The sequence below is a fragment of the Planktothrix paucivesiculata PCC 9631 genome, from assembly GCF_900009265.2.
Lineage (GTDB): Bacteria > Cyanobacteriota > Cyanobacteriia > Cyanobacteriales > Microcoleaceae > Planktothrix > Planktothrix paucivesiculata.
The window spans coordinates 25,344-42,563 of record NZ_LR735009.1; the positions used below are offsets into that span (position 1 = coordinate 25,344).

The window sequence follows — 17,220 nt, forward strand, 5'->3', positions numbered from 1 at the left end:
TCACGACTAAAGCCACGTTCGTTTCTAAATTTCTATGAGGTTTCTATGACAAAAGACACTGATCTGATCAAAAGTCTTAGCCCTAGTGCTATGGATCAGATTCTGTTATATCTGGCTTTTAGCGCCATGCGAACCAGTGGACATCGACATGGGGCGTTCCTCGATGCGGCTGCAACGGCGGCAAAATGTGCCATTTATATGACCTATATGGAACAGGGAAAAAACCTGAGAATGACAGGACACCTGCACCATATTGAACCCAAGCGAGTTAAGGTGATTGTTGAAGAAGTACAACAGGCGCTCACCGAAGGCAAACTGTTAAAAATGTTGGGGTCTCAAGAACCTCGATATTTGATTCAGTTTCCCTATGTTTGGTTAGAACATTATCCTTGGCAACCGGGACGTTCTCGGATTTCAGGGAGTAGTTTAACTCAAGAAGAAAAACGGGTAATTGAAAGTAAACTTCCTCAATTTTTACCCGATGCTCAATTAATTAATTCCTTTCAATTTATGGAATTAATTGATTTTTTACATAGGCGTTCTCAGGAAGATTTAGAACCCAATCGCAGAATGCCTTTAAGTGAAGCTTTAGCCGAACATATTAAGCGCCGTTTAACCTATTCTGAAACCGTAATCAAAATCGAATCCCCTTGGGGAATGCCGTTTTATGCCCTCAACCGCGCCACCTATTCCCCTGAAGATCAGGAGGAAAGAACTTTTATTATGGTGGAAGATACAGCCAGATATTTTAGATTAATGAAGGACTGGGCGGAACGTCAACCAAGGGTCATGAGGGTTTTAGAAGAATTAGATGTGCCCCCGGAACGCATTGATCGAGCCATTGAAGAATTAGATGAAATTATTCGACAATGGGCCGATCGATATCATCAAGAGGGAGGAGAAACCATGGTGGTGCAAATGGTATTCGGGCCGAAGGAAAAAGAAGACTAATTCAAAAGGTTTAAGGATGATCAAAATATAGGAGTTAGGATGGGTTCTAACTCCTATATTTTTAAGCCGATTAATCTTGAATATTCAGGGTAATTTTAGTCGATTGTAGTTGTTGATTTAACCACTGTTCAAATAATTCGTTTTGCAACCGTTGTTTAACTTGAGCGTTGTCTAAGGAGGCTTCTAAAAACTCGTCCACTCGGAAAATACACCAGCCTCCCTCCACTTCCATCGGGCCAACAATTTGTCCGGGTGGGGTTTGCTGTAAAATCACCTTGAGATTATCGGGAATAGTTGACCAACCTACGGCCCCCATCATCCCACCAAAAGAGCGTTCATTCGTAATAGAATACTCTCGGGCTAATTCTTCAAATCGGCTTTCCTGTTCTTTTAAACGAGATACTAAGGTTTCTGCGAGTTCATAGTCATTTAAGGAAATTCTTGATAAAACCACGGCATCTAAAGCAGGTTTTCGTTGTTTAAAATACTCCTCAAGTTGAGGTTGTACAATCGAGAGTTTGAGTTTTTCCCGTTTAAACCCGGACAGAATTTGTTGATGAAAGGCTTCGTAGGTCATGCGGTTACTTTCTAACCACTGTTGAAAGGCTTGGGGATCACTTAAATTCCGTTCTAATCTGAAATTCACCACGGATTGTTCGATACTAGCAGCAGGGACATCCAAATCCGTTCGGGATTGCAATTCCCGATCCAGGATATACTCCCGTAGAATATCGGTTAGCATCGGCTGTAGTTTCCCCGCCGTTTGTAGGTATTTCAGGGCTTGACTTAAAAGAATGGGTTCGTCGTTGACGGTTATAAATGGATTGGCCACTGGAACTTATATCCTAAATACAATTCTATTCACAAATATTGTACGGGTTTAGGTTCGCCTCTCCATTATTTAAAATCCCGTCTTCTTAAACCCGTTGATCGAATTTTAACGTTACACTCTAAAGGAGATGTGCTGAAATCACAGTAATAATAGGCAAGTAAATCTCCTTGAAGATTACAAACGCGCACATTATAACCATAACTTTGGGCGACGGTAGCAAATCGATTAACAAATACATATTGTCCTAAATACTGTTGTGCATTCCATTTTTCTCGATCTACGACTAATGTTATAGAAGAATCTAAATAAAGATTGGGTGAAAGCTGCACTAGACTATTTTCAATATACCAAGTTTTCATAACTGGATCTTCATACAGTGTTTCTGCTAACCAAAGATTAGGGATACTCGGTTCGGTTTGAGAAAGCACAGGAGAGGGTAAAACAGCATCTTCTGAAAAACAGGGTTTTGTCGGTTTATTCAAGTCAATGGTTAAACTATCTTTTTCTGGAGATGTTTGCGATCGCACTGGATAAATTAAACTATTAAAAATCAACATATAGATAAAAATTTTAGCTAATTTTTTGATAAAATTCATAAATTATGATAGGATTAAATTAACCACAAACACACGAAGGAAAATAATTGTTATTCCCAAAGTCGTTTTCTTTCTGTACCTTTGAGCAGTTCGTGGGTCTCTTTTAATAAGTTGGGAATGTCTAATTGTTCAGGACAACGGGGTAAACAGTCGCCACAGTCGTTACAACGATTTGCTTTATTCCCTGGAAACCAATGACCGGCATTTTCAAACATTTGATAACGATATTTTCCAAACTCGATCATATCGTAAGCCAGGGCTAAATTTCTTAATCGTAAGACTTCGGGAATATTAATCTGTTCTGGACAGGGTAAACATTGATCGCATTGACTACATTTTGTTGTTCCTAAACGTTCTATTTTTTGGGTTTCTAATTTGTTGAAAATAGTTATTTCTTCCCGGGTTAATTCAATTTCTTGGTTAGCAATTTCTAAAGATTCATCTAATTCATCGGGGGTCGCCGCCCCTAAACTTAAAGTTGTAATTCGGTGATCATTTAATAAGAATCGATAATTTAATATTAGGGGAGAAATCGGATCACAGAGTTTTTTTAAGGTTTCTGGAGGAGAATACAGTTGTCCTCCTTTATCCGTCGGAGAAATAATAAATATTCCCATATCTTTTTGAGCAGCTAACTCAATGGCGATCGCATTTCTTTGAAAAAAATAGTAATAATGCAGATTGACAAATTGAAATAAATCTGTTTCAATTGCCGATAAAATTACCTCTAGGGGAGCGTGAGTTGAAAATCCTAAATGGTGAACTCGACCATCGGCGATCGCTTTCTCAACTCCTGATAGTCCTTGGAGGGTTTGTTCTAGGTGTTCTCGGGTATTAATTCCATGAATGGCTAGACAGTCGAGATAATCTAAATTTAGACGTTCTAAGGATTGATCAATTTTTTTTTCTAACACATCCGGGTTAGAATTGGGGGTGATTTTAGTTGTAATATAAAATTGCGATCGCTCTATTGACAAACCCCCTAATATTGCCGCCCCCAAAAAAGATTCACTTTGACCATAACCCTGTGCGGTTTCAATATGATTTATCCCCAGAGAGATCGCTTTTTTTATTGTTAGATAAGCATTTTCTGAAGATGCTAAATAACGCATTGTACCCAAGGAAAATACAGAAAGATCCAGGTTCGTTTTCCCAAACCGTCTATAACGCATTATTGATAGGTTGATGATTAGTTGATGATTAACTCTTGCTTCTTAGTTATTATTAGTTTTTGGTTATTAGCAAGTCAAGACGCATTTCCCCTTGTACTCCCCCTGCCTCCCCTGCCTCCCCTGCCTCCCCTGCTCCCCCCGCTCCCCCTGCTCTCCTATTGTGTTTCATCGGTTTTATTCAATTCTGAACGTTTGATTAAATCCGAAGGACTCAAGTTAGAGATAAAGTCTCGAAACGCCCGTCTTTCCGCCTCATCCGCGTCCCTATCCACAGGAATAGAAGCATCTGCAATTACTTCTTCCATAACCCAAATGGGGCTATCGGTGCGTAAAGCAATAGCAATTGCATCACTAGGACGAGCATCAATTTCCTTCCTAATTTCCCCTTGACGCACAATTAACACTGCATAGAACGTGCTATCTTGCAAGGAATGAATGATAATCTTTTCCAGGGTCATATCCCAAGTTTCGAGAAGATTAACAAATAGATCATGGGTCAGGGGTCGGGGTGGTTTATGATTTTCTAAAGCACCAAGGATCGATTTTGCTTGATCCTGGCCCACATAAATCGGTAAAGCACGTCTCTCGACCGCATCCCGCAGTAGGATAATCGGGCTGCGTGTAGCCGCGTCAAGTGCAATTCCAGCGACTTTCATTTCAATCATTGGGTTTATTAGCCTCTATATCAAATATTCCCGACAAACTCAGTGGTTAAGTTATAAACAATCATACCAACTCTATTCCAGTATGCCTTGATTTTTGTCCGAATCGACATGGGATTTTAGCCGTTAAGGTGTTAACCATTAACCCTTAACATCTCAACCATCAACACCTCAACCTTTAACAACTAACTGCTCTATGTTTACAGGACTTATTCAGGCACTTGCAACCCTTCAACCTATAGGACAAGATCAATTCCAAATTAGTTGCGTCCTGGGGGATGTGGACTTAATTTTAAAGGATTTAGCCATCGGCGATAGTGTGGCAGTGGATGGAGTTTGTCTGACGGTGGTAGAAATTCGGGACAAGGCGTTTATCGCCACGGCGTCTCCTGAGACGTTAAACCGGACAAAACTGGGACAGAGTTTAGAAGGTTATTTTAACTTGGAAACGTCCCTGAGAGCCGGAAGTAAATTAGGGGGACACTTTGTTACAGGTCATATTGATGGAGTCGGGTGTCTCCAGTCCGTTACTTCGACAGCAAGTTCTTGGGAAATGCGGTTTGGCGCTCCCGTTAATGCCAGCAATATTTGGCGGCGTCAAATCGCCCCTTATATTGTGCCAAAAGGGAGTATTGCAGTCAATGGGATTAGTCTAACAATTTCTGATTGTGATCTTGAGGGTAATTGGTTTGAAGTGGCCGTAATTCCCCATAGTTATCAAGAAACGAATTTACGCGATTTACAACCGGGAAGTTGGGTTAATATTGAAGCAGATATTTTAGGAAAATATGTCGGCAAATTTCTCCAAACTTATCTCAAAGGAAACTTGAATGCAATTGAAAGTTATCATGATAATATTCCGGCTATTTCCACCTTAACAGAAATTACCCCAGAGTTTTTAGCTGAACACGGGTTTAGTTAACAGACGCGCCGTTGCACGTCCCTACTGATGACTGATTACTAAAAAAAAGGATAAAACCATGACCGTGAGTAGAATTATTCAACTGTTGAGAACGGGTAAACCCGACGAAATCGTAACAATTCAGGGTTGGGTCAGAACTAAACGGGAATTAAAAGAATTTACCTTTGTAGAAATCAATGATGGTTCAGCTTTGGCTAATTTGCAAGTAGTATTAAATCCTGATTTAGCAGACTATGGGAATATTTTAAAACAACTCAATACAGGTGCTTCGGTAGAAATTTCCGGGGTATTAGTCGAGTCTCCCGCCAAGGGACAACGGATAGAATTAAAAGCATCTCAAGTTAAGGTTTATGGGGATGCGGACGCCGAAACCTATCCTTTACAGAAAAAACGTCATTCCTTTGAATTTCTCCGAGAAATTGGACATTTACGCGCCCGGACTAATACCTTGGGGGCAGTTTTTCGGGTTAGAAATGCCTGTGCTTCGGCGGTGCATGAATTTTTCCAAGAACGGGGTTTTTTATGGGTTCATACTCCTATTATTACTTCCAGTGATTGTGAAGGAGCGGGGGAAATGTTTAGTGTAACTAATTTTAAATTAAAGGATATTCCCCTAACAGAATCTCAACAGGTAGATTATAGTCAAGACTTCTTTGGGAAACCCGCTTATTTAACCGTAAGTGGACAATTAGAAGCGGAAATAATGGCGATGGCTTTTGGGAATGTTTATACTTTTGGGCCAACTTTTCGAGCAGAAAATTCTAATACTTCTCGCCATTTAGCGGAATTTTGGATGATTGAACCAGAAATGGCTTTTTGTGATTTAGAAGGAGATATGGATTTAGCGGAAGATTTCTTGAAACATATCTTTAAATCAGTATTAGAAAAATGTCCTGAAGACATGGAATTTTTCAATGAACGGATTGATAAATCGGTATTAGAAACGGCTCATAATATTATTAATAATGAGTTTGGACGAATTACTTATACTGAAGCGATCGCCATTTTAGAAAAAGCAGATAAACAGTTTGAATATCCGGTGAGTTGGGGTTTAGATTTACAATCAGAACATGAACGTTATTTAGCCGAAGAATACTTTAAAAAGCCCACAATTGTTACGGACTATCCTAAAGAAATTAAAGCCTTTTATATGCGCTTAAATGAGGATGGAAAAACCGTTAGGGCGATGGATGTTTTAGCTCCAAAGATTGGGGAAATTGTCGGAGGTTCCCAACGGGAAGAACGGTTAGAAATGTTAGAAAATCGGATGAAAACTTTAGGAATTAATCCAGAGGAATTATGGTGGTATTTAGAATTAAGAAAATATGGAACCGTCCCCCACGCCGGATTCGGATTAGGATTTGATCGAGTGGTACAATTTATGACGGGAATGGGTAATATTCGAGATGTAATTCCTTTCCCCAGAGCGCCACAAACCATTGAGTTTTAAATCAGTTATTAGTTATCAGTACAGAAGCTCTTTTTGAGCAGGTAGGCTTTATGGCGAGATTGATTATTGGGTTTTGCAATCGCATTTTTAGAAAACTAACACCAACTATCAACGGGGTTTCTCAATTCAAAAGTGCGATCGCTTTCGGCTGGGCGTAGCATCGCTTTTGCTATCATTCAGGTTGACAAAAGCGACCGCTAACTCGCTCATATTCATCTTCTAGTAACCACATTTGGCTTTCTTCGTAAGTCTCGCTGGTAAAAATAGTTTTATAGTTTTGTGCAGGATTTTGAATCGAAAATTTACCCGACTGTTCTTTAATTAACATTAAAATATAGGGGGGAGAAAGCCAAGGATCAACCCAGATTTCCGCAAACTCCCATTCTATTTCTGACGTTTGACTAACCAGGATTGTTGTATTTTCAGGATTTTGTTGTGCGTGGTTTGGTGCGAGGGATGACATGATATTTACCTGTGGTCTTTTTGATTTTTATTTTGCCATAATGCAATCGCAGTTCTAAAAAATCAAAGACCAATACTTGATAATTGATCTCAGTTATGCTATAATAATTCTAAGATGTTGATATTAATAAAGATAAAACAATTATTATTTTTATCTGACAATAATACTGCTAATCAAGGATTTGTTGGATGAATAATTAGAACTTGCCTTGTATATTTTTTCAACCTGGGAGGATTTATGATAATCGATCAGATCATGCAAGAACTCCAAGATATCCCAGAAGACAAACTGGCAGAAATTTATAACATGATTCAGGATTTTCGTTTAGGGTTAAATTCTGAAAACTGCCAACCTCGTATCCCTGGACTCCTCACCGGAAAACTGGGGGACGCATTCTTTGAGCCCCTACCCGAAGAGGAACTCCAGCAATGGGAATGAGCTACCTCCTTGACACTCATATTCTCCTCTGGTGGCTTTTTAATGACCTCAAACTTAACAAAGAATGCCGAGATATCATTGGCCATCCGAACCATAATATTTTAGTTAGCAGTGTTTCCGCTTGGGAAATTGCTACCAAATACCGTATTGGGAAACTTCCTGAAGCTAAATTTCTGGTTGAGCATTATCAGGACACATTACACCAAGCCAAGTTTAACGAACTTACCATCACGGTCGCTCATGCTCTGAGAGCCGGAAACTTGCCCATTTTACACCGAGATCCGTTTGACCGGATGCTGATGGCTCAAGCTGAACTAGAAAAACTGCCTATTATCACTTACGATCAGGCTTTCCAGACTGGATTAATTGAGGTAATTCCCTCGCCCCTACACAATCATTAAAGGATATTCTTCAAGATAGAGTCTTGTAGCTTTTTTAAGATTAGCGATCGCTTCTTCTATAGTTGCGCCTTGGTCAACTGTTCCTACTTCTGGACACTCGGCTATGTACATATCATCTTCCCTGTAAATTATGGCAGTTAAACTTTTAGTTTTCATCAATATTTTCAGGAAATGATTGTTATGTATTTAGGATATCTGATAGTATCTAGTTTAGCAAATCGCTCTATCAACATCTTTGATCGCATTTCTGGGAAATAAAAGAGCGATCGCAGTTTTGGAAAACTAGCACCGACTATTAACTGGGTTGCTCAATTAATTTTTTGTAATTCCTTGATTTCTCATCCACGTCGCTAAACTTTCGAGTTGCCCTCTAACAAATCTCTTAATTCTTGGTTTTTGGTTGATATATTCAGCAACACCGGGGCTTAATTGATAGTACATTTGTTGCAATGAAACAACCGCTACTCTCTTCTAACTTTAAGGGGCAAATTTTTGTATAGGATATTTTTGACAATGCTTTTCTGATAATCTTGAGTGCTTCATCTGATTCTTCTTTGATAGGCTTGAGAGTGCTTAATCGTTCTTTATTTTTACTGACATTGGGTTCAATTTCTCTGACATAATTCCCAATATTTTCATATCTTTGTAAGGTATTTTCATCAAAAAATTTTTCGTACTGGTCAAGCCATTGGTAAATCTGCACAAGCCTAGAGTCAATATATGCTCTGACTATCGAATCACTGTTGCAGCACGAAGCAATAAACTGTAACAAACCAAATAATTCAAACAAAGTCAGGACTTACGCAGTGACGCTATATGTAGCGTACTAAGGAGTTAGCGATCGCTAACCCAAAAGAAATCTGGAAACGGAGAATAAGGAATGTTAAAATAGCATCAGAATCTATGCCCAAAAATATGAGCATCAATTATCTATACTATTGCCAATATCTCCTGAGTAGCCAAATCAATTATACTCTAACCAACTTCGCTGAACATATTCAAGAGTTTAGCCATGATACAATTAATCGTTACTTGAATTCAGAAAACTTAACACCCGAAGTGATTTGGGAAAAAGTGCATTCAGAACTTCAGAGCCATCCCGAAGCTTGTTTAGTTTTTGATGATACGGTACTCGACAAAAGATTTTCCTCGAAAATTGAACTTGTCCGCCGTCAATATATATGCAGCGCAAAAGTTAATGGCTTTGATTGATAATTTAGGGAAAATTTATTATGTTCCGCTCAAAAAAAACCGGCTGGTTGATGATACAGGAGGTCAAAAAAAATATCAGCCTATTGAACAGTTAATTTGGTCTGAAATTGAAGAAAAACAGGGAAAGCTAATCAAAATAAATAAATTCCCTAGAGATAAAAAAGTTAAACTATTTCGGGTAACTGTTTCTGCCAACAGAACGGAATATGTAGCTACAAATGATTTAAATCAGTCTTCAATAGATGAAGTCATCTCTCAATGTAAACTGCGATGGAAAATTGAGGAATTTCACCGAGAAATTAAACAATTAACGGGGATAGAATCTTGCCAATGCCGTAAAGCGAGTATTCAAAAAAACCACATTGCTTGCGCTTTATTAGTTTGGGTTTTTCTGACTCGTATGGCTAAGAAAGTTTCTCAAACTGTCTATCAGTTAAAAGCTAGTTTGTTAGCAGATTACCTGAGCCAAGAGCTTAAACATCCCTCTCTCAAGCTTTCTTTTATTTAGTTTACTTATCAATTCAAACACAGATTAATTCTCTTTTTATAAGCGCGCTCGCGTAGCGTGCCGGACGCATATCGCCCTTCTGTCTGAATCAAGCGATCGCCTGATCCTGAATGCGCTATATATAGCGTCCTTGCGTAAGTCCTGAAAGTGTCAGACGATATAATTTCGCCTTGGGAAGATCCCATAACGGCAGAAACTGAGATAATTTCGGATTTTGCTTCCGCATAGCCCGCATATGCTTCAAGAGCACTAATATAGTTATTCAGGGCTTGAGCATTATCTCCTCGCCCTTTGTAATACTCACCTCTCCCCATTAATCGCGAGACTTCATTGCTTGCTTGTGTAGCCCTTTGTATCTGCATATTTTCAATATCTGACATAGTTGATCGCTCCTTTTTTATGTATTTAAAACTTTTGTAATGACTATTTATGCGTTTAAATTGACATAAAAACGCACAGTTATACAGTGAAAACTTTATTGGTTAGATTGTAAGAAAATTTGCATTTCCTTATTTCATTTTTTTTAGAGTTGTTGCGTAATAGTTGCCTTTACGCCATGCTTCCTCCTTAGATACTGCTCTGCCAGCGTGTTCATTCCCGACGTAAACATCACCTGTTTGATCATCCCAAACACATTCATATTCAGAACCAGTTGGTGTTTTAACTCGTTCGAGTTTTTGTTTGGCCATGTTTATTACTTACCCTAATAGTATTAAGTTCTTATTGTTGGTTATTATCTAACTTTAACTTTTATATTGCAACCCTACAAAAATGGGATTTAGGGGGGTATTTATTAAGGGTTTAAAAATGAAAAAATAGGAAAATGTGGGATTTTGTGTTTAAAAAGGGGAAAATGTGGGATAATATGAGGTAAGACTAGCCATAACTACAACCCAATCTATGAACTATGGAGATTCAAGAAGCCTTGAAGTGGACGGATGACCTGATTTTTGCCAAGACAGGAAAACATCTGGACTCACTGCAACGGGCTATTTTGGAGGGTACATGGGAATTTCGAGGATACAAGGATATCGCTGATAACTATCACTGTAGTCCTGATCATGTTAGGAAAATGGCATCAGAATTATGGGAACTTCTCTCTGAACTCTTGGGAGAAGATGTAAAAAAAAAGAATGTTCGGTCTATTCTTGAAAATGGAATATTTTCTTATTTTAGTGACGGAGTAAATATTGGCAATAATATAATTTTTTGTGGCGAAGTATACAATCATCCCCAGAAGTCCACAGAGCGATCAGCCACGACTTCCACTAGCAAAGAATCTCAACCCCGCCACGACCTCAGCGAAGCCCCAGAATACGATAATCGCCTCTACGATCGCACCGACGAACTCACTACTCTCAAACAATGGATACTCACAGAAAATAGCCGTATTGTTACTGTAACCGGATTATCGGGTATGGGTAAAACAACCCTCGCTAGACAACTGGTAGAACAAATCAGAGATAACTTTGATTGTATCCTGTGGCGAACTCATCGCAAATTTCCGACTCTCAACGCCCTCAAAGCCAACCTCATCGAGTTTTTCTCCCCAACTCACAAGAGCGAAAATCCATCAATTATCAACTATTTACAGTCCCGCCATTCCATCCTAGATGATTTGCGATCGCACCGTTGCTTAATCATCCTCGACGACTTCCAAGACACCTTAACCCCCCGTCAATTCGTCGGAAATTATCTCCCCGGATATGAAAACTATGGTAAACTCATAACCGAAATTGGCCGATCTAGTAGGGGTCGAAGGGGGCTTTACAACCCCCAACTCCCATCCAGAACCGTGCTTGCGACTTTCATCGCACACGGCTCCTAATCTAGTTGACTGTTTTCATCAGAGCAACAGGCTTCTTTGACCCCTATGCTATTTCGTAGGAACCATCAGTTGCCGTTTTAGTATCGTGACAATGGCGATGTAGTAATTGCAGGTTTTTATATTCATCTTTTCCACCTTTCGATGTTGGGATGATATGGTCGATTTCTGCAATATCTTCTGGGGTGAAATATTGTCCACAGTAGTTACATTTACCTTTCTGCTTTTTAAGCAGAGTTGCTACTCGTTTAGGTACATCAAAAGATGTTCCTTTCCTTGTACTCCAGTATGTCCAGTTTCCGTCATAAGGTGATGCTTCAGGTCTTACGGTTACATGACGGGTGATAGGTGTTTCTGCATGAGTTAGTAGTTTATAACCGTCTTTGGTTTCAAAACTCCATGCCCTATTTCCGTTTCTTCTGTAATATTTATTAAGTTTCTTGTAACCTGCTTTACCGCATCTGCTAACTGTCCATGCTCTTAATCTTTGCCATGTAATATGGTCTAAAGAGGAGAATGTTTCTTTGGAAACAACTTTGGAATGGTAATTACACCATCCTCTGATTAGCGGATTCAGGCGTTTGATTAATGCGTATTGGGGTGCAGTTTTGTGGGTTTTAATCACTTCCTTTACCTTGTCCGCGTGAGCTTTAATTGCCTTCTTACTAGGTTTAATTAGGGTTTTAAATCCTAATGGTTTGGTGTTTCCTCCTGTTGTACCACAGTGGTGTTTACCAACTGGATATTGTCGAAAATTCCATCCTAGAAAGTCGAATCCTGGTTTTACCTTTTCGCCATTTATTTCGATTTCTCTTAATGTGTGGCATATACGGGTTTTGGCTGGTTTCAGTTCTAACCCGATTGGTTTTAACCATTCTTCGATGGCAGCTTGGCACTGTTGAATAATTTCAAGTTGTGGACTAACTACAACAAAATCATCGGCATATCTAATGACTTGGGCTTGGACTCTATTCGCCTTTTTGGGAAAATTTTCTCCAATTAACCTAATCATTCCATCCAGTGCGATGTTGGCTAGTAGAGGACTGATGACACCTCCTTGTGGAGTGCCTGCCTCTGTTGCTTCAAATATGCCGTTATCCATCACTCCAGCTTTCAACCATTGTCTGATTTGGGCTTTTATTATTGATGGACAATCAATTTTAGACAGTAGGTAATCATGGTTAATCTGGTCAAAACATTTTGAGATGTCAGCATCTAAGATGTAATATTTACCTTTGTTGATACTTTGGAAGATTCGTGACATCGCGTCATGGGATGAGCGTCCGGGTCTAAACCCGTAACTTTCACCCTCGAATCTGGCTTCCCATTGTGGCTCTAATGCAGACTTAACCAAGGCTTGCCTTATGGTTGGGATTCCTAGGGGTCTTTCCTCACCGTTGGGTTTGGGTATCCATTTCCGTCGGAGGGGTTTCGCCTTTTGGTATTTATTCAAGTTTTGGGCAAGTTCTAATCGTTGTTTGGGTGTGATGGATTTGACACCATCTACCCCGGCTGTTCTTTTGCCTTGATTATCTTGAGTTACCCTTCTTATAGATAAGAGTTTGGCATAATATGACTTGACTAGAAGTTTTTGAAGTTTCCGAGCCTTAGCATTTTGTCCCGATAATGATGCCTGGTAGATTCGCTTTTGCAGCTTAAACACTTTTCTTTGAACTTTCGCCCAATTTATTGTATTCCATGCTTCCGTAGTCTTGGTTATACTCGTTTTCACCGTTTATACTGCTAATAACAACTTTACCTAACAACTAAATCGGACTCTATAGGCATATCTTAAATATTACATTTAAGCATTGGCTTCAGAATCCATCTCTCGCCCTCATAACATACGCCTTAGATTTGTGGTTACCTACAGTCTTCGACCTCTGTAGGGGTATATGAGGGGTTTTAACGTTCCTTGAAAATGGGGTTATTGCCTTTAGAATCATCCTATCTGCCGGGGTACTTTTCGGAAGTCTTAGTAAGTGTTTGTAGAGAAAACCTTACCTTTATAAAAAGCTATGCAACTTTCTATCTTTTCCCCTTATTCTTTTGAATGCAGCGTATCAAGTCAATTTCGCTACTTAACTATTACGACAGTTCAAGCCGGATATTCACTTTCGTTATTCTTGGGCAATTGGCTAGAGAACTTCTTAGATATTTGACTTATACCTGATTTCCCGTTACTCCCAGCTTCAGTGTTTTGATAATCAGTCTGACACTGTGGGAATTGCCGAATCTCTTTGGAATGGGCTACCGTACTTTGATGTTCGGGAAGCCGCACCATTGACTCCGAGATTAACCCTCCTTTAGGGTTACATTTTCAAAGTTAAGATAGATTTGATTGGATTTATGTTGGGTTTAGTCCCCATTCACCAATTGTCTAAACCTATCTCCCTGCTTACATTTCGGGGTTTATTCCTAAACTTTGGCAGGAACGTCTCGCACCCCCACAATAGTTGTCTCCTCCTCCTCAGTTGGGAACAACCGATCGAAATCGCCAACTTAGAAACCGAAAACCGCTATTGTAAAACGCTACAAATCCAAGGTTTAGGTGAATCAGCTACCCAACTCCTAACGGACAGAAAACTCAAAGATCAACACAAATGGCCAGAACTGATTCAACTTTATAGTGGCAACCCCCTCTGGTTAAATATCATTGCTTCTACGATAAAAGATTTGTTTAATGGTAGTGTTGAGCAATTTTTATCCTATAAAACTCTATTTTTAGGAGATTTAGAACCTCTGATTAAACAACATGATCAACGGTTATCCGAATCCGAACAACTTCTGATGTTGTGGTTAGCAAACCAAGATAAAACAGTAGATATTTTGAGTAAACCCACAGAGTTTTCATCTGATACCGATTTTTTCAGGGCGATACAATCTTTAAAAAAACGGGGTTTAATTCAACAAGCGAGGAATAATAAAGAATCTTACTTGAGTCTTGAACCTGTGATTAAAGAATATATGAAAAACCAATCTTAGAGTTATGTTCCCAAGGGAGAAAGCTCCCACTATTCCCCCCTGATGTTCAGAAAACCCCCTAGGACGGGGAAACAGAAAAGGAATTAACAAAGGCTTCCGGGCCAACAACGGAAAGATAGGGTTCAATAAAATAGTGGTTAGCGACCCGCAGGGTTTCGGCCGAAGTCACCGCCGCAATATTATTCTGAAATTGCGTATCGAATTCAATCCCTAACCCTAAACACTCATACCAGCCATAAATTTGCGCCAGTTGGGAGTTAGTTTGTTTCCCCAGAGCATATTGACCCAACAGTTTATTTTTAGCCACTTGTAACTCATCGGGAGTTAGGGGAGTATTAACCAGACGTTCTACTTCAGTCCGTAACCCATCAATGGCAATTTCGGTATTTTCCGGTGCCGTACCCATATAAACCACAAATTGAGACTGGTCGAGACGGGTGGGGAAAAATGCCGATACATCGTAAGCTAATCCCCGTTTTTCCCGCAATTCCACAAATAACCGACTAGATAACCCATTTCCCAGATAGGTATTTAAAACTTTTAAGGCCGAATAGTCCTCATGGTTAACGCAACTGGTTAAATAGCCCAACATCACCACCGATTGTTGCGTTTCCTGGGGGGTAATGGAACTTTGGGGATAGGATGTTAGGGTGGGTAGGGATAATGTCGGTAAGGGGGTTTGAGGGGCCTTCCAGTCAGCAAATACCTGTTGAATTTGTTCGATAGCATCTTCTGGGGTAATGCGTCCGGCGATGGAGATAATTAAATTATCAGGGCGAAAATAGGTTTGATGGAATTCCTGAAGGTCGGCGCGGCTGAGTTGGGAAACGCTGGCTTCGGTTCCTAGAGTGGAAAGGGCGTAGGGGTGATGTTGATACATCTGTTGTCGCAGTTGTTCAAAGGCGACGGAAAAGGGTTGTTCCCGTTGTGACCGAATTCCTTGGAGGGTGCTGCGGCGTTCTAGTTCGATTTCTTCTTCGGGAAAGGAGGGAAACCGTAATAATTGACCCGTTAAAGTTAAGATTTCTGGAAAATCGGAAGCAACGGTTTTTAAACTCAGTAAAAAGTAATCCGTTGATGTGTCTGCACTTAATTTAGCCCCGACTGATTCAACTTGTTCGGCAATTTCTAGGGAAGAAAGATGGTCTGTGCCTTTGGTTAATACCGTCGCCAACAGATGGGAAAGTCCGGCTTTTTCCTGGGGTTCCCAACGGCTTCCGGTACGTAAAAATAAACGAGTTGCAATAATATCAGCCGCCGGATTTTGAGTTACCAGCAACACAATTCCGTTATCGAGAACTGTGCGATGAACATTACGAATAGTATTAGACGGGGTTAAAGTTTGGGTCACAGTTCCTCTATTTTCCTTAAATTTGAGAGATTGAGATCGGCGTTACTGCATTTTTTAGCACAAATTGACCGAGCTTGTAATCCGTGATTTTTCGGAATTATTTTTTTTGATATTCAGTCACAATTATAAACTAGATTTAGCAAAATATGCGTAATATTACTGTTATCTGGAGTACAATTAATCCCGATTAATCCGTACTTTTACGCTAGGGATAATTTTGGTTCTATTTTCTGAATTGGCGAAAAGGGTTAATTCAATTTAACCCCTTCGCTGAAATTCATTTTTGCAGTTCAATAATTCCCCCGCCTAACACCAAATCTCCGTCATACCAAACCGCCGCTTGACCCGGAGTAATTCCAAAGATAGGTTCATCAAAAATCAGTTTAACGCAGGAACCGATTTTAGGATCAATTTCTGCTCCATCTGGGGGATGAATCGGAATTACAGTGACAGGTTCGGGTTGCGACCGATAGCGGATTTGAACTTCGGCCCGAATGGGAGTATTCGGTGGGGAAATAGACACCCAATTGACTCTTTTAATAGTACATTCGGTTTGGACGGCACTCTCTCTGTCCCCCACAATCACTTGATTTCGACCCGCATCAATTCCGACCACATATAAGGGATTAGGGGCAGAAATTCCTAAGCCTTTTCGCTGTCCAATCGTGTAATGATGAATGCCTTCATGTTGTCCTAAAACTTGCCCCTGGGTATCAATAATATCTCCGGTTTTACCCGTAATATATTTATCTAAAAAAGCCTGCATGGAGCCATTGGCTTCCACCAAACATAAATCTTGGCTTTCCGGTTTGTCGGCGGTTTTTAATTCATATTGATTAGCGATTTTACGGGTTTCGGTTTTTAATACTTCTCCCAGGGGAAATAGGGTTCCGGCGAGTAACTCTTGGGTTAAATCATATAAAAAATAAGACTGATCTTTATTGCGGTCTACGGCTCGTTTTAATTGATAGCGATCGCTCTTTTCATCGTAATCAATTCTAGCATAATGACCCGTGGCAATCCGATCAATTCCTAACTGTTCCCGGGCATAATTTAACATCGGGCCAAATTTAACTGTCCGATTACATTGAGAACAGGGTAAAGGCGTAATTCCCTCCCGGTATCCATCCACCAAATAGTCTACAATATAGGTTTGAAATAAATCTCGACTATCCACAATATGATGAGGAACACCTAATTGTTCACAAATGTAGGCTGCATCAACCATCCCTTCCGAACAGCATTGTCCTTTTCCCTTCATCAACCAAAGGGTTAAGCCCACCACCTCATACCCTTGGTGGTGCAGCAGGGCGGCGGCGGCGGAACTATCGACTCCACCGGAAAGACCTACAACAACTTTGCTCATAATTGCATTAGAATAACTTGCTAATCTTGATCAACTAACCTAACTTTAATCTTGACTGATCTGCCAGTTTTGATTAATCTGAACTG

General features: G+C 40.0%; 19 protein-coding genes and 2 pseudogenes. 8 read left to right on the forward strand and 13 right to left on the reverse strand.

Annotated features, from left to right (window positions below; translation table 11 throughout):
* Positions 1–45: 45 nt before the first annotated feature.
* Positions 46–951: a heterocyst differentiation master regulator HetR gene (hetR, locus tag PL9631_RS08410; RefSeq protein ID WP_083618956.1), complete on the forward strand. Its 906-nt coding sequence runs from the start codon at positions 46–48 to the stop codon at positions 949–951.
* A 70-nt stretch (positions 952–1,021) separates the two neighbouring features.
* Here hetR and PL9631_RS08415 read toward each other — a convergent pair whose 3' ends face one another.
* The 4 genes from PL9631_RS08415 to PL9631_RS08430 form a co-directional block, all read right to left on the reverse strand.
* Positions 1,022–1,783, reverse strand: a complete 762-nt coding sequence (locus tag PL9631_RS08415; RefSeq protein ID WP_083618958.1) for a peptidylprolyl isomerase — start codon at positions 1,781–1,783, stop codon at positions 1,022–1,024.
* A 65-nt stretch (positions 1,784–1,848) separates the two neighbouring features.
* Positions 1,849–2,379 (reverse strand): hypothetical protein, encoded by a 531-nt coding sequence (locus tag PL9631_RS08420; protein ID WP_083618960.1) that lies wholly within the window; start codon positions 2,377–2,379, stop codon positions 1,849–1,851.
* 50 nt (positions 2,380–2,429) lie between these two features.
* Complete coding sequence (locus tag PL9631_RS08425) at positions 2,430–3,551, reverse strand: aldo/keto reductase (RefSeq protein ID WP_083618963.1); 1,122 nt, start codon at positions 3,549–3,551, stop codon at positions 2,430–2,432.
* A 155-nt stretch (positions 3,552–3,706) separates the two neighbouring features.
* Positions 3,707–4,216 (reverse strand): bifunctional nuclease family protein, encoded by a 510-nt coding sequence (locus tag PL9631_RS08430; protein ID WP_079677341.1) that lies wholly within the window; start codon positions 4,214–4,216, stop codon positions 3,707–3,709.
* A 193-nt stretch (positions 4,217–4,409) separates the two neighbouring features.
* Here PL9631_RS08430 and ribE point away from each other — a divergent pair, with 193 nt between their 5' ends.
* Together ribE and asnS are read left to right on the forward strand one after the other, a co-directional pair.
* Positions 4,410–5,135: a riboflavin synthase gene (ribE, locus tag PL9631_RS08435; RefSeq protein WP_083618966.1), complete on the forward strand. Its 726-nt coding sequence runs from the start codon at positions 4,410–4,412 to the stop codon at positions 5,133–5,135.
* 58 nt (positions 5,136–5,193) lie between these two features.
* On the forward strand, positions 5,194–6,585 hold the full coding sequence (gene asnS / locus PL9631_RS08440) for an asparagine--tRNA ligase (protein WP_083618968.1): 1,392 nt from the start codon (positions 5,194–5,196) through the stop codon (positions 6,583–6,585).
* A 172-nt stretch (positions 6,586–6,757) separates the two neighbouring features.
* On the opposite strand, the gene PL9631_RS08445 is transcribed toward asnS, so the two are convergent.
* Both PL9631_RS08445 and PL9631_RS27370 read right to left on the reverse strand, forming a co-directional pair.
* Positions 6,758–7,048: a hypothetical protein gene (locus PL9631_RS08445; protein ID WP_083618970.1), complete on the reverse strand. Its 291-nt coding sequence runs from the start codon at positions 7,046–7,048 to the stop codon at positions 6,758–6,760.
* Positions 7,008–7,121: a DUF6972 family protein gene (locus PL9631_RS27370; RefSeq protein ID WP_407947578.1), complete on the reverse strand. Its 114-nt coding sequence runs from the start codon at positions 7,119–7,121 to the stop codon at positions 7,008–7,010. The genes PL9631_RS08445 and PL9631_RS27370 overlap by 41 nt, the downstream gene beginning before the upstream one ends.
* 164 nt (positions 7,122–7,285) lie before the next feature.
* Here PL9631_RS27370 and PL9631_RS08450 point away from each other — a divergent pair, with 164 nt between their 5' ends.
* Together PL9631_RS08450 and PL9631_RS08455 are read left to right on the forward strand one after the other, a co-directional pair.
* Positions 7,286–7,486 (forward strand): hypothetical protein, encoded by a 201-nt coding sequence (locus PL9631_RS08450; protein WP_083618972.1) that lies wholly within the window; start codon positions 7,286–7,288, stop codon positions 7,484–7,486.
* Complete coding sequence (locus PL9631_RS08455) at positions 7,483–7,887, forward strand: type II toxin-antitoxin system VapC family toxin (protein ID WP_231516679.1); 405 nt, start codon at positions 7,483–7,485, stop codon at positions 7,885–7,887. The genes PL9631_RS08450 and PL9631_RS08455 overlap by 4 nt, the downstream gene beginning before the upstream one ends.
* Here the strand turns inward: PL9631_RS08455 and PL9631_RS08460 are convergent.
* Positions 7,873–8,043 carry a type II toxin-antitoxin system HicB family antitoxin gene (locus PL9631_RS08460; RefSeq protein WP_156090487.1) on the reverse strand — a complete coding sequence of 57 codons (171 nt, stop codon included), beginning with the start codon at positions 8,041–8,043 and terminating at the stop codon, positions 7,873–7,875. The two genes, PL9631_RS08455 and PL9631_RS08460, sit on opposite strands and share 15 nt — an antisense overlap.
* Positions 8,044–8,296: 253 nt before the next feature.
* Positions 8,297–8,590, reverse strand: a complete 294-nt coding sequence (locus PL9631_RS08465) for a hypothetical protein (protein WP_083618976.1) — start codon at positions 8,588–8,590, stop codon at positions 8,297–8,299.
* Positions 8,591–8,802: 212 nt separating this feature from the next.
* On the opposite strand from PL9631_RS08465, the pseudogene PL9631_RS08470 reads away from it, so the two are divergent.
* Positions 8,803–9,607: pseudogene (locus PL9631_RS08470) on the forward strand (transposase).
* Between the two features lie 8 nt (positions 9,608–9,615).
* On the opposite strand, the gene PL9631_RS08475 reads toward PL9631_RS08470, so the two are convergent.
* Together PL9631_RS08475 and PL9631_RS08480 are read right to left on the reverse strand one after the other, a co-directional pair.
* Positions 9,616–9,987 (reverse strand): hypothetical protein, encoded by a 372-nt coding sequence (locus PL9631_RS08475; protein ID WP_083618979.1) that lies wholly within the window; start codon positions 9,985–9,987, stop codon positions 9,616–9,618.
* 129 nt (positions 9,988–10,116) lie between these two features.
* Complete coding sequence (locus tag PL9631_RS08480; RefSeq protein WP_079680935.1) at positions 10,117–10,296, reverse strand: hypothetical protein; 180 nt, start codon at positions 10,294–10,296, stop codon at positions 10,117–10,119.
* A gap of 218 nt (positions 10,297–10,514) precedes the next feature.
* On the opposite strand from PL9631_RS08480, the pseudogene PL9631_RS08485 reads away from it, so the two are divergent.
* Positions 10,515–11,357, forward strand: a pseudogene (locus PL9631_RS08485) (NB-ARC domain-containing protein); the annotation flags it as partial.
* A 121-nt stretch (positions 11,358–11,478) separates the two neighbouring features.
* On the opposite strand, the gene ltrA reads toward PL9631_RS08485, so the two are convergent.
* Positions 11,479–13,164 (reverse strand): group II intron reverse transcriptase/maturase, encoded by a 1,686-nt coding sequence (gene ltrA, locus PL9631_RS08490; protein ID WP_083618983.1) that lies wholly within the window; start codon positions 13,162–13,164, stop codon positions 11,479–11,481.
* Positions 13,165–13,781: 617 nt separating this feature from the next.
* Here ltrA and PL9631_RS08495 point away from each other — a divergent pair.
* Positions 13,782–14,417, forward strand: a complete 636-nt coding sequence (locus tag PL9631_RS08495; RefSeq protein ID WP_083618987.1) for a hypothetical protein — start codon at positions 13,782–13,784, stop codon at positions 14,415–14,417.
* A 58-nt stretch (positions 14,418–14,475) separates the two neighbouring features.
* On the opposite strand, the gene PL9631_RS08500 is transcribed toward PL9631_RS08495, so the two are convergent.
* Complete coding sequence (locus PL9631_RS08500; RefSeq protein WP_083618989.1) at positions 14,476–15,768, reverse strand: M16 family metallopeptidase; 1,293 nt, start codon at positions 15,766–15,768, stop codon at positions 14,476–14,478.
* Positions 15,769–16,045: 277 nt separating this feature from the next.
* Entirely contained in the window at positions 16,046–17,134 is a 1,089-nt protein-coding gene (mnmA, locus tag PL9631_RS08505; RefSeq protein ID WP_083618991.1) for a tRNA 2-thiouridine(34) synthase MnmA, read from the reverse strand.
* Between the last annotated feature and the right edge of the window lie 86 nt (positions 17,135–17,220).